This is a genomic window from Rhodococcus opacus (genome assembly GCF_012396235.1).
GTDB classification, from domain to species: domain Bacteria; phylum Actinomycetota; class Actinomycetes; order Mycobacteriales; family Mycobacteriaceae; genus Rhodococcus_F; species Rhodococcus_F opacus.
This window is the reverse complement of the sequence record NZ_JAAXPA010000011.1, coordinates 1-12,447: the sequence shown is the minus strand read 5'-3', so window position 1 is coordinate 12,447 and position 12,447 is coordinate 1. Positions and strand designations below refer to the sequence as shown.

Sequence of the window (12,447 nt, the reverse complement as noted above, 5' to 3'; positions counted from 1 at the left end):
AGTGGTCCGGCGGCGCGGGTCACACGCCGACTGCGGCGAGTTCGGCCTCGACAGCCGCCTCGAGGCGCTCGCGAATCTCGGCGACGGCGATCTTGTTGATGATCTCGTGGAAGAACCCGCGCACGACGAGTCGCCGTGCCGCGTCCTCGGGGATTCCGCGGGCGCGCAGGTAGAACAACTGCTCGTCGTCGAATCGACCCGTGGCACTGGCGTGGCCGGCACCCACGATCTCACCGGTCTCGATCTCCAGGTTCGGAACCGAGTCCGCGCGTGCACCGTCCGTGAGGACGAGGTTGCGGTTCAGCTCGAACGTGTCGGTGCCTTCGGCCGCGGCGCGGATCAGCACGTCGCCGATCCACACGGTGTGGGCGTCGGGCTTTCCCGAATTCGGATCACCCTGCAGGGCGCCCTTGTAGACCACGTTGGACTTGCAGTGCGGCTGCGAGTGATCCACCAGCAGTCGCTGCTCGAAGTGCTGTCCGGCGTCGGCGAAGTACAGGCCCAGCAGTTCGGCGTCGCCGCCGGGACCGTCGTACTTGACGGTCGCGGACAGGCGGACGAGGTCGCCGCCGAGGCTGACCGCGTTGTGCCGCAGCACCGCATCGCGGCCCAGCCGCGCGTGATGCGACGCGACGTGCACGGTGTCGTCCGCCCAGTCCTGGACGGCGACCACGGTGAGGCGCGCGCTGTCGCCGAGAACGAATTCGACGTTCTCGGCGAATGTGCCGCTGCCGCGCTGGTCGATGACGACGGTCGCCTTGGCGAAGGCTTCGAGCCGGATCTGCAGGTGCCCGAAGGCGACCTTGTCCTCGCCCGGGCCGGTGACCGTGATGTTGATCGTCTCGGCGACCTCGACCTCACGGCCGACGGTCACGACGGTGGCCGTCTCGAAACCCGAGTAGGCCTGTGCGGCCACCCGGTCGGCGGGCACGCCGGCCTTGCCCAGCCGGTCGTCGTCACGCCCGACGGTCTCGACCTGGACGGAGTCCGGACCGGCGACGTCGACGGTGACCGTGCCGTTCGCGACGGCCGTTCCGTCGTGCAGTCCGCGGAGTCGGCGCAGCGGGGTGAACCGCCAGACCTCGTCGCGACCACCCGGGATCTCGAACGCGTTGACGTCGAACGAGGTGAAGACCTCACCCTTGTTCTTGATCGGCGAACCGGTGGCGGTCCGCGCTATCCGCGGATTCTCGCCGGCGACGGCTCCCGCGACTCCGAGATTCTGGACACCAGTTTCTGGCGTGGTCACTAACCCACCGCCCCTTCCATCTGCAGTTCGATCAGGCGGTTCAGTTCCAGGGCGTACTCCATCGGGAGTTCCTTGGCGATCGGCTCGACGAAGCCGCGCACGACCGTGGCCATGGCCTCGTCTTCGGTGAGCCCGCGGCTCATCAGGTAGAACAGCTGGTCGTCGCTCACCTTCGAGACGGTGGCCTCGTGGCCCATGGTCACGTCGTCCTCGCGGATGTCGACGTACGGGTAGGTGTCCGAGCGGCTGATCTGATCGACCAGCAGCGCGTCGCACTTGACCGTCGACTTGGAACCGTGGGCACCCTTGTTGACCTGGACGAGTCCGCGGTAGGACGCGCGTCCACCGCCACGGGCCACCGACTTGCTGATGATGGTCGACGACGTGTGCGGCGCGAGGTGCAGCATCTTGGCACCGGTGTCCTGGTGCTGTCCCTCACCGGCGAATGCCACGGAGAGAACCTCGCCGCGAGCGTGCTCGCCCATCATCCAGACGGCCGGGTACTTCATGGTGACCTTGGACCCGATGTTGCCGTCGATCCACTCCATGGATCCGCCGGCTTCGACCTTGGTGCGCTTGGTGACCAGGTTGTAGACGTTGTTCGACCAGTTCTGGATCGTCGTGTAGCGGCAGTGGCCGCCCTTCTTCACGATGATCTCGACGACCGCGGAGTGCAGGGAGTCCGACTTGTAGATCGGCGCCGTGCAGCCCTCGACGTAGTGCACCGAGGCGCCCTCGTCGACGATGATCAAAGTCCGCTCGAACTGGCCCATGTTCTCCGTGTTGATGCGGAAGTAGGCCTGCAGCGGGATGTCGACGTGCACGCCCGGCGGGACGTAGATGAAGGAGCCACCCGACCACACCGCGGTGTTCAGCGCGGAGAACTTGTTGTCGCCGGCCGGGATGACCGTGCCGAAGTACTCCCGGAACAGCTCGGGATGCTGCTTCAGGCCGGTATCGGTGTCGAGGAAGATGACGCCCTGCGCCTCGAGGTCCTCACGGATCGAGTGGTACACCACCTCGGACTCGTACTGAGCCGCGACACCGGCGACGAGGCGCTGCTTCTCGGCCTCGGGGATGCCCAGCTTGTCGTACGTGTTCTTGATGTCCTCGGGCAGGTCTTCCCAGCTCTCGGCCTGCTTCTCGCTCGAGCGCACGAAGTACTTGATGTTGTCGAAGTCGATGCCCTCGAGGTTCGAACCCCAGTTCGGCATCGGCTTCTTGTCGAAGGTCTTCAGCGCGCGCAGGCGGATGTCGAGCATCCAGTCCGGCTCGCTCTTCTTCGCCGAGATGTCGCGCACGACGTCTTCGGACAGACCGCGCTGCGCACTGGCACCGGCCTCGTCGGAATCGGACCAGCCGTACCCGTAATGCCCGAGTGACGCGATGGTCTCTTCCTGCGTGAGCGGCTCGGCGTTGGCCGACGCAGTGGATGTCACCTGGTCTGATGTGACGGTCATGCGAGCTCCTTCCGGAGTCTTGTTACGAGACCGGCGAGGGCTGGTCGCCGGTGGAAAACAGGTTGCTGACTAGGGGGTCTATCGGGAAAGCGTTGTTATTTGGGACCGGACGGCGGGACGAGTGGAACGTGAGTGGTGCATGCGCAGTCACCGTTCGCGATGGTCGCGAGCCGCTGGACGTGGGTGCCGAGAAGTTGGGCGAACGCTTCCTGCTCGGCTTCGCACAGTTCCGGGAACTCCTCGGCCACGTGCGAGACCGGGCAGTGGTGCTGGCAGATCTGGACGCCGTTGCCGACCGGGCGCGTCGATGCCGCGAATCCTGCGGTGGTGAACGCGTCGGCGATGGCGTCGGCGGTGGTTTCGAGGCCCTCGGCGCTGTGATCGCCTGCCGGGGTCACGTTTCCGACGATCGCCTGGACTCGGCGACGAGCGAAATCGGTGATCGCGGCGTCTCCCCCGACCTCCCGCAGTTGACGCATCGCCGCGCCGGCGAGGTCGTCGTACGCGTGGCCGAGCCGGCCGCGGCCCTTGGCGGTGATCTGGAAGTATTTGGCGGGTCGTCCCCGCCCGCGGTGACGCACGGCGACGGAGGACGCCTCGCGCGCCTCGCCGGAGTCCAGGAGCGCGTCGAGGTGACGACGGACACCGGCGGCACTCAGACCGAGGCGGGTTCCGATTTCCGACGCGGTGATCGGCCCCTCCTCGAGGAGGAGCTTCACGACGGCAGCTCGGGTGTGGCCTTCGTGGCCGACGGCGACGGGTGACGCGGTTTCGACAGGCGCCGCCGAGGAAGGCGCGTGAACTGCGCTTTCCTTCGTTGCACGTGGTGTCGTTTCCGTTTTCACAACACCAGTGTGACGGAATTCGGATCGCAGGTCTACTAAGGGTGCCCTGCCTTACACCTGTGATTATGTGCGGCTCGGGCCCGGGAATACTGGCTGAACCGACTGTGTTCGGCGCACCGCTACGCTGCCTGTGTGCCGCAGACCCCCGAGAACCCGGAGCCGACCCGCGCGGAGCCGACCTTCACGGCTCGCGCCGCTCTTCGACATCCGGCCGAGCTCGCCCGGCGGGCGCTGGGCATCGACGGCCGCTCCCCGCGACCCTCGGTGGCGGCCGCGCTGCACGGCGACGAGCCGGAAACCGCGGGCCTGAACGAGCAGGAGACCGCGCAGCTCCGCGGGATCCGCCGGTTCGGTGCGACCGGAGCCGTCCTGATGGCGGTGGGTGCGCTGGGCGCAGGCGCCCAGCCGGTACTGCAGAACCCTGTCCAGGGTCTTCGCGTCATCGGTCTGCCCGCCCGGATCCCCAGTGTGGCGTTGACGCTGACCATGACCGGCACCGTGATGATCGTGCTCGCGTGGCTCCTCCTCGGACGGTTCGCGATCGGCAGTCTGCAGTCGGGGGCGGTGCGTCGCCTCAACCGCTCCCAGCTCGACCGCACCCTGCTGCTGTGGATCATCCCGCTGTCGGTCGCGCCGCCGATGTTCAGCAAGGACGTGTACTCATACCTCGCGCAGAGCGAGATCGCGGCCCGTGGGCTCGATCCCTACGCCATCGGTCCCGCGGGTGCGCTCGGCGTCGATCACGTCCTGACCCGGACCGTGCCGACGATCTGGCGCGACACGCCGGCGCCGTACGGTCCGCTGTTCCTCTGGATGGGGCGCGGTATCAGCTGGCTGACCGGCGAGAACATCGTCGCGGGGATCTTCCTGCACCGGCTGCTGGCCCTCGCCGGTGTGGCCATGATCGTGTGGGCGCTCCCCCGGCTGGCGCGACGCTGCGGCGTCGCCGAGGTCAGCGCCCTCTGGCTGGGCGCCGCCAACCCCCTGCTGCTGTTCCACCTGGTCGCGGGGATTCACAACGAGGCGCTCATGCTCGGCCTCATGCTGGCCGGGATCGAGCTGGCGCTGCGGGCCGTCGAACGGTCGGAGCCGATCCGCGGGCAGTCCCTGCTCCTGTTGCTGTCGGGGGCGGCGCTCATCGCCCTGTCGTCGACGATCAAGATCCCCTCCCTCCTCGCACTGGGATTCGTCGGAATGGCGCTGGCCCGGAGGTGGGGCGGAACCCCGAAGGCCGTGCTCACGGCGGCCGCCCTGCTCGGCGGGGTGGCCCTGGCGGTCACCCTCGTCATCAGCACGTCCAGCGGACTCGGCATCGGCTGGGTACACACCCTCGGCACCGCGAACGCGGTCCGCAGCTGGATGTCCATCCCCACGCTCCTCGGACTGGGCACCGGACTGGCCGGGGTCCTCCTGGGCCTCGGCGACCACACGACGGCGGTGCTGAGCCTGACCCGGCCGATCGCGGCCGTCGCTGCGGCGTTCATCACACTGCGGATGCTCGTCGCCACGCTCGTCGGCCGCATCCACGCGGTCGGCGCGCTGGGGCTGTCCCTCGGCGCGGTCGTCCTCCTCTTCCCCGTGGTGCAGCCCTGGTATCTGCTGTGGGCGGTCCTGCCGCTCGCGGCGTGGGCCACAGCACCCGCCTTCCGCGTCCCCGCCATCGTCTTCTCGTCCATCGTCAGCGTCATCCTGATGCCGAACGGCGGCGAGTACCAGCCGTTCGTCATCGTGCAGGCCGCCATCGCCACCATCTTCACAGCCGGAACGCTGATCGTGATCACCCGCAACCGGCTGCCGTGGCGGGTCGGTTCGGAGCAGCAGCCGACCGTGCCGGACACCCAGGATCCGCCCCGGGACGACGCCGACGCGGAAAGCCGGGGCACCGGCCGGGTCACACCAGGCCAGGGCTTACGCTGATTCCCCGTGACCTCGCGAACGCCCGGATCGGCGCAACCTGCTGTACGCCTGGAAGGCGTGGTGAAGACCTTCGACGGTGTGAGGGCCGTCGACGGACTCGATCTCACCGTCGAACCGGCACAGGTGGTCGCGTTGCTCGGCCCCAACGGCGCGGGTAAGACCACCACCGTCGAAATGTGCGAGGGCTTCGTCCGCCCGGACAGCGGCACCGTCCGCGTCCTCGGACTCGACCCCGTCGCGGACGCCGGCGCCGTCCGGGCCCGGATCGGCGTGATGCTGCAGGGCGGTGGCGCCTACCCCGGTTCCCGCGCCGGTGAGATGCTCGACCTCGTCGCGGCCTATTCGGCCGACCCCCTCGACCCCGACTGGTTGCTGCGCAGCCTCGGACTCGAGGATTCCCGTCGCACCCCCTACCGCAGGCTGTCGGGCGGGCAGCAGCAGCGCCTGTCCCTGGCCTGCGCGCTGGTCGGCCGGCCGGAACTGGTCTTCCTCGACGAACCCACCGCCGGACTCGACGCCCAGGCCCGCCTGCTGGTGTGGGAACTGATCGACGCCCTGCGCCGCGACGGCGTCAGTGTGCTGCTGACGACGCACCTGATGGACGAGGCCGAGGAACTCGCGGACCGACTCGTCATCATCGACCACGGGTCGATCGTCGCTGCGGGTACGCCGGCGGAGGTCACCAGCCGCGGCGCCGAAGGCCAGTTGCGGCTCAGCGCGCCCGCCGGTCTGGACACCGAGCCCCTCGCGAGAGCCCTCCCCGACGGTTTCCGGGTCGCCGAGTCCGGACCGGGCACCTATCTCGTCGAAGGGCCGATCGATCCGAAGGTGGTGGCGTCGGTCGCGTCGTGGTGCGCCGATCTGGACGCCCTGATCAGCGACATCCGCGTCGACCAGCGCAGCCTCGAGGACGTGTTCCTCGAACTCACCGGCCGGGAACTGAGGGGATGACGATGAGCACCAATGACCGTCTGACGGAGAATCGTTTCGCCCCGGGCACGTTCGCACCCGACCCTCGCCCGAGCGGCGCGGCGGTCATGTTGCGGGCGCAGACCGCGCTCGAACTCAAACTGCTCCTGCGCAACGGCGAACAGCTGCTACTGACCATGTTCATCCCGATCACGCTGCTGATCGGCCTGTGCCTGCTGCCCATCGGCGACCTCGGAACGTCGCGGGTCGACAAGGTGGTGCCCGCCGTCATGATGGTGGCGGTGATGTCCACCGCGTTCACCGGCCAGGCCATCGCGGTCGGTTTCGACCGCCGGTACGGGGCCCTCAAACGGCTCGGCGCCACTCCCCTGCCGACGTGGGGAATCATCGCCGGGAAGAGCGCCGCGGTGGTCATCGTCGTCGCCCTGCAATCGGTGCTCCTCGGTTCCATAGGACTGGCGCTCGGCTGGCGTCCGAGTGCGTGGGGACTCGTCCTCGGCGCCGTGATCATCGCCCTGGGCACCGTGACGTTCGCGGCGATGGGACTGCTGCTCGGCGGCACCCTCCGCGCCGACATCGTCCTCGCGCTGGCCAACATCCTGTGGTTCGTCATGGTCGGCGTCGGCAGCGTGGTGTTCGCCACCGGCGACCTGCCCTGGCTCCTGCACACCGGGGCCCGGCTGATTCCGTCCGGTGCGCTCGCACACGCGCTCGACGCCGCACTGTCGGGGTCGGTGGACCTGCTCAGCGTCGTGGTCCTCGTCGTCTGGGGTGCGGCCGCGGGAGCCCTGGCGTCCCGGACGTTCCGATTCACGTGAGCCGCCGACACGCAGCCCGCCGCGCCCGCACCGTCGGCACCGTTCTGGCAGTCCTGCTCGCCGTTCTCGGCTGCGGCACCCTGCCCGCGGGCGCCGCACCGCAGTGGGGACCACCGGCCGCGCCGAACCCGTTCCTCGGACCCGCAGGCACGTCCACGATGCACGGCGACGCCGGGTCCACCGACGTCACTCCGCTGCCCGGTCCCGGCACCGGCCCGCTCACCCTGTCCGCGTACCCGTTGGTGTCGGCGTGCCCGACCCTCCTGCAGGGTTCCGACCGGCTCGTCGTCGCCTTGTGCACGTCCGTGGCCGGCCAGGTCCCGACGGTGCACCTGATCGACCCCGCCGCCCCCGCGGCCCCGTTCGGCGCCTCGCTCGCCACGTTCGCACTGGCGAAGGGCAGCCTCCTGGGCGGCGTGTACGCGTTCCTCGACAACGACAACAGACTGGTCGCGGTGGACGGCAACCGTCAGCTACTGCGCCTCGGGCATTCGCGGGACCCCGACGGCCGCTGGCGGATCACCGTCGACTCGCGCGTCGACCTGTCCGGCAGTGTTCCGCCGGGCGACAACGTGACCGGGCTGACGCCGGACTGGCAGGGCAACGTCTGGTTCGCAACGGGCGGCGGCGTCGTCGGGGCGGTGGATCGCGCCGGCGTCGCGCACAGCCTGCCGCTGGCCGCGGGCGAACAGGTCCAGAACAGCATCTCCACCTCGCCCGCCGGCACCGCGGTCGCGACGACGCACGCCCTGTACCAGTTCACGCTCCGCGACGGCGCGGTGCGTGTGGACTGGCGGCGGGAATACGACCGCGGTCCGGACCGTAAACCCGGGCAACTCAGCCGCGGCACCGGCTCCACCCCCACCTACTTCGGGCCGTCGACCGGCAGCGATTTCGTCGCGATCGTCGACAACGCCGACCCGCAGGTGAGTCTTCGGGTCTTCCGCGCCGATTCCGGTGACGAGATCTGCTCCCTCCCCGTGCTCGGCAACCCGGGCGGCAGCGAGAACTCGCCGATCGGCATCGCCAATTCGGTGTACGTCGCCGGGACGTACGGCTACCCGTATCCCGCCGTCCCGGACGGCGCGGGCGATGCGGTTCCGACGAACGCCCCCTTCACCGGCGGCATGACCCGTGTCGACATCGACCCGATCGGCTGCCACCAGGTGTGGAGCAACGACGTCCGCAGCGCGGCGGTGCCCCACCTCTCGACCGGTGACGGGTTGCTGTACACCGTGATCCGTCAGGGATTCGACGTCACGACACCCCTCGACGGCTTCTCGTTCGCGGTGATCGATCCGGCGGACGGCTCGGTCGAGCACACCAGCCCACTCCCCGGCACCGCGGTCAACGACACCCTCCAGATGTCCGGACTCGTCACCGACACCGGCGACTTCTGGCAAGGTACGGTGACCGGCATCCTGCGGATTCGCGGCGAGTAGCACGGAGTCGAGCGCGCCGCCACCAGCCCAACGACACGCTGTAGTTGACGGCCCTCTACCATCGACGTCGTGCTGTATCGCGGGTTTCTGAGCCTGGTAGACCGTCTCCCCCTTCCGTCGCTGACCGTGCAGCGTGTCATCGCATTCGCGGTGATCCTCACGCAGGGCGGAATCGCCGTCACCGGAGCCGTCGTGCGGGTGACCGCGTCCGGCCTCGGCTGCCCCACCTGGCCGCAGTGCTTCCCCGGCAGCTTCGTGCCGGTCGGGCACGGCGAGGTCGCCGTCATCCACCAGGCCGTCGAATTCGGCAACCGGTTGCTCACGTTCGTCGTCGTCGTGGCCGCGGCCCTGATCGTCCTCGCGGTCACCCGCGCCCGCCGCCGTAAAGAGGTCCTCGTCTACGCGTGGATGATGCCCCTCGGCACCGTCGTGCAGGCCGTCATCGGCGGTGTCACGGTGCTCACCGGACTGCTGTGGTGGACGGTCGCGGTACACCTGCTCGCGTCGATGGCGATGGTGTGGCTGGCGACCGTGATGTACGTGAAGATCTGCGAACCCGACGACGCACCGGCAATCGACGTGATCCCCGCCCCTCTGCGGTGGCTCACCGCGCTGTCGGGTGTCGCGCTGGCGGGGGTGCTCGCCGCCGGAACGCTGGTCACGGGCGCCGGACCGCACGCGGGAGACAAGAGTCTCGACCGCGTGGTTCCCCGCCTCGAGGTGGAGATCGTCACGCTCGTGCACCTGCACGCCCAGCTGCTGGTGGGCTACCTGGCGTTGCTGGTCGGCCTGTGCTTCGGCCTGTACGCCGTGGACGCAACCCGCGCGGTGAAGATCCGCGTGCAGGTTCTGCTCGCGCTGGTGGTGGCGCAGGCGCTGATCGGACTCGTCCAGTTCTTCACGGACGTTCCCGCGGCCCTGGTGGCATTCCACGTTGCGGGGGCCGGGCTGTGCACCGCGGCCACCGCGGCGGTGTGGGCTGCGGGACGCACCCGCGAGTACGTCACGCAGCCGGACACCGCGAGCGTCTAGCGCTCGTTGCGGGCCTTCGGGAACCGCGTCTGCCGCGCGACCCAGCCGGCCATCTTCTGGAAGTGCCCCTTGCGGGGCGTGACGATGCTGGTGATCGCGCGGTCCCACTCCGAGACGGTGACGTCGTCGAAGGATGCGACGACGGCGTTGGCGGTGGCGAGATCCTTGACCACCTGGTCACCGAGGATGCCGTCGGCGCCGACGAGCGTGATGCGGACGCCGGCGAGTCCGATCGGCTGGATGACGGCGCTGGCGGAACCGCCGTGCTCGGCCACGAACTTCTTGATCGCGTCGACCGTGTGGGACGGCAGCGAGGGCGCCGGGCTCGCGGGCGCCTGATCCGCGTGGGTGTCGGTACTCATGACCCCGAGAATACTGGGCGGTAGTGGCGTCGTGTCCGCCAGGCTCGGAACGGCGGCACTCGCCGTGTAGAACTGAATCCATGCGCGCGATACAGGTTTCCCGTCTCGGTGGTCCCGACGTCCTCGAACCGGCGGAGGTTCCCGAACCCCGGATCGGAGCGACGGATCTTCTGGTTCGCACCGAGGCGATCGGCATCAACTTCATCGACACCTACTTCCGGACGGGGCTGTATCCGCGGCCGCTGCCCTACATCCCCGGAGACGAGGGCTCCGGAGTCGTGGAGGCCGTCGGCGGCGACGTGACCGGTATCGCTCCCGGCGACCGGGTGGCCTGGTGCTCCGCCCCCGGCAGTTACGCCGAGAAGGTGGTCGTCCCCGCGGCGGCCGCGATCGCCGTCCCCGACTCCGTGCCCGCCCCGCAGGCCGCTTCCGCTCTGCTGCAGGGAATGACGGCCCACTACCTGGCCCACTCGACCTACCCGATCCAGTCCGGCGACACCGTCCTCGTCCACGCCGGAGCGGGCGGAGTCGGCCTGCTGCTGACCCAGATGGCGACCACGCTGGGCGCGCGGGTGATCACCACCGTGTCCTCCGACGCCAAGGAACAATTGTCCCGCGACGCCGGCGCACACGAGGTGCTGCGATACGACGACGACATCGCCGCCCGGGTGCGAGAACTGACCGACGGCGAGGGCGTCGCAGCCGCCTACGACGGTGTCGGCGCGTCCACGTTCGAGGCCAGTCTCGCGTCGGTGCGGATCCGGGGGACGGTCGCGCTGTTCGGCGCGGCGAGCGGCCCGGTGCCGCCGTTCGATCCGCAACGGCTGAACCCGGCCGGTTCGCTGTTCCTCACCCGGCCCACACTCGCGCATCACATCCGCAACCGTGAGGAATTGACGTGGCGGGCGGGCGACGTGTTCTCCGCCCTGGCCGACGGTTCGCTGACGGTCCGGGTGGGCGCGGAGTACCCGCTCGAGCGGGCCGAGGACGCGCACCGCGACCTGGAGGCGCGTGCCACGACGGGATCGATCGTGCTGGTGCCCTGACGCGGAGCGTCAACTCCGGCCCTGACGCGGAGGATCAGCTCAGCAGGCTGCCGACGGTCTGCAGTCCCAGCACGGAGTCGACGGCGAGACCGACGAAGACGATGGCCAGATAGTTGTTGGACTGCAGGAACAGGCGGAGCGGTTTCACGGCCGCTCCGCCGCGGACGCTGCGGTACAGCTGATGGGCCATCAGCAGGAACCAGGCACCGGCGACGAGCGTCACGACGGCGTACACGACACCCGCGGCGGGGACGAGCACGAGGGACGTGATCACCATCGCCCAGCTGTACAGCAGGATCTGCTTGGTGACGTGCTCCTCGGTGGCGATCACCGGCAGCATCGGGACACCGGCCGCCTTGTAGTCCTCCTTGTAGCGCATGGCGAGGGCCCACGTGTGCGGCGGCGTCCAGAAGAAGATGACCAGGAACAGCACGATGGGCTGCCAGCTCAGCGACCCGGTGACCGCCGACCAGCCGACCATGACGGGCATGCAGCCCGCGGCGCCGCCCCAAACCACGTTCTGCCAGGTCCGGCGCTTGAGCACCATCGTGTACACGAGCACGTAGAACGCGATGGTCAGGACGACCAGGCAGCCGGCGAGCAAATTCGCCCGCCACCACAGCCACAGGAACGACGCGACACCGAGAGTCATCCCGAACACGAACGCGTGCGACGTCGGCACCGCGTCGCGGGCCAGCGGCCTGCGAGCGGTGCGTTTCATGACCTTGTCGATGTCGGCGTCGACGACGCAGTTGAGCGAGTTCGCGCTCGCCGCACCCATCCATCCGCCGAACAGCGTGCTGAGGATCAGCGCGATGTCGACGTTGCCGCGATCCGCCAGCAGCATTGCCGGGATGGTGGCGACCAGCAGCAGCTCGATCACCCGCGGCTTGGTCAATGCGATGTAGGCCAGGACCTTGCCCGTGACGCGACCCAGCACCGTACCGGTGTCGGTCGCGCGGGGGGCGGGGCTGGGGCTGCCGAAGCCGTGTCCGCTCGGCTGATGCCCTGTCCGCACGTTCTCTCCTCGCACCACGCGTAATTCCACATCCGAATGCCGGCGCCTGCTCCCGAAGTCCTTCGCGACGGCCGACCCTCTACTACAAACGATGGTAGACCGCCGTAATGCGCGAACCGAATCGACCCGGATACGACCGCACACTAGGCTGGAGTCGCACAAGAGGCCCACGCATCCTCAGGCTCCACGTTCACCCATGTCAGGAGACTTCTGCCCGTGTCGATCACAGACGACATCCACGTCCTCACGCAACCGGTTCACCCCGCCGACTGGACCGAACTGGACACCAAGGCCGTCGACACCATCCGGGTGCTCGCCGCGGACGCGG

At 69.1% G+C, this 12,447-nt stretch carries 11 protein-coding genes; 6 read left to right on the top strand and 5 right to left on the bottom strand.

Going from position 1 to position 12,447, the window contains the following annotated elements; all coding sequences use genetic code 11:
• Positions 1-19: 19 nt before the first annotated feature.
• The 3 genes from sufD to HGB39_RS16465 all read right to left on the bottom strand — a co-directional run bounded on the left by sufD (position 20) and on the right by HGB39_RS16465 (position 3,554).
• The gene (sufD, locus tag HGB39_RS16475; protein ID WP_005565754.1) at positions 20-1,249 is read right to left on the bottom strand and encodes a Fe-S cluster assembly protein SufD; all 1,230 of its coding nucleotides are present in this window, start codon (positions 1,247-1,249) and stop codon (positions 20-22) included.
• A complete protein-coding gene (gene sufB, locus HGB39_RS16470; RefSeq protein ID WP_005565756.1) occupies positions 1,249-2,709 on the bottom strand; it encodes a Fe-S cluster assembly protein SufB in 1,461 nt (486 codons plus the stop codon). The genes sufD and sufB overlap by 1 nt, the downstream gene beginning before the upstream one ends.
• Positions 2,710-2,804: 95 nt before the next feature.
• Entirely contained in the window at positions 2,805-3,554 is a 750-nt protein-coding gene (locus HGB39_RS16465) for a helix-turn-helix transcriptional regulator (protein ID WP_269591226.1), read from the bottom strand.
• 132 nt (positions 3,555-3,686) lie between these two features.
• On the opposite strand from HGB39_RS16465, the gene mptB reads away from it, so the two are divergent.
• From mptB to HGB39_RS16440, 5 genes are all read left to right on the top strand, one after another.
• Positions 3,687-5,471 (top strand): polyprenol phosphomannose-dependent alpha 1,6 mannosyltransferase MptB, encoded by a 1,785-nt coding sequence (mptB, locus tag HGB39_RS16460; RefSeq protein WP_005565761.1) that lies wholly within the window; start codon positions 3,687-3,689, stop codon positions 5,469-5,471.
• Between the two features lie 6 nt (positions 5,472-5,477).
• Positions 5,478-6,422 (top strand): ABC transporter ATP-binding protein, encoded by a 945-nt coding sequence (locus HGB39_RS16455; RefSeq protein WP_037203409.1) that lies wholly within the window; start codon positions 5,478-5,480, stop codon positions 6,420-6,422.
• Positions 6,419-7,219 (top strand): ABC transporter permease, encoded by an 801-nt coding sequence (locus HGB39_RS16450; RefSeq protein ID WP_005565765.1) that lies wholly within the window; start codon positions 6,419-6,421, stop codon positions 7,217-7,219. The genes HGB39_RS16455 and HGB39_RS16450 overlap by 4 nt, the downstream gene beginning before the upstream one ends.
• Positions 7,216-8,661: a hypothetical protein gene (locus tag HGB39_RS16445; protein WP_005565767.1), complete on the top strand. Its 1,446-nt coding sequence runs from the start codon at positions 7,216-7,218 to the stop codon at positions 8,659-8,661. The genes HGB39_RS16450 and HGB39_RS16445 overlap by 4 nt, the downstream gene beginning before the upstream one ends.
• 69 nt (positions 8,662-8,730) lie before the next feature.
• The gene (locus HGB39_RS16440) at positions 8,731-9,693 is read left to right on the top strand and encodes a COX15/CtaA family protein (protein ID WP_005565769.1); all 963 of its coding nucleotides are present in this window, start codon (positions 8,731-8,733) and stop codon (positions 9,691-9,693) included.
• On the opposite strand, the gene HGB39_RS16435 is transcribed toward HGB39_RS16440, so the two are convergent.
• Positions 9,690-10,055 carry a hypothetical protein gene (locus HGB39_RS16435; protein ID WP_005565772.1) on the bottom strand — a complete coding sequence of 122 codons (366 nt, stop codon included), beginning with the start codon at positions 10,053-10,055 and terminating at the stop codon, positions 9,690-9,692. The two genes, HGB39_RS16440 and HGB39_RS16435, sit on opposite strands and share 4 nt — an antisense overlap.
• An 80-nt stretch (positions 10,056-10,135) precedes the next feature.
• Here HGB39_RS16435 and HGB39_RS16430 point away from each other — a divergent pair, with 80 nt between their 5' ends.
• Positions 10,136-11,101, top strand: coding sequence for a quinone oxidoreductase family protein (locus HGB39_RS16430; protein WP_005565774.1), 966 nt, complete (start codon positions 10,136-10,138; stop codon positions 11,099-11,101).
• 34 nt (positions 11,102-11,135) lie between these two features.
• Here the strand turns inward: HGB39_RS16430 and HGB39_RS16425 are convergent, their stop codons facing one another.
• On the bottom strand, positions 11,136-12,119 hold the full coding sequence (locus HGB39_RS16425; RefSeq protein ID WP_005255013.1) for a heme o synthase: 984 nt from the start codon (positions 12,117-12,119) through the stop codon (positions 11,136-11,138).
• Between the last annotated feature and the right edge of the window lie 328 nt (positions 12,120-12,447).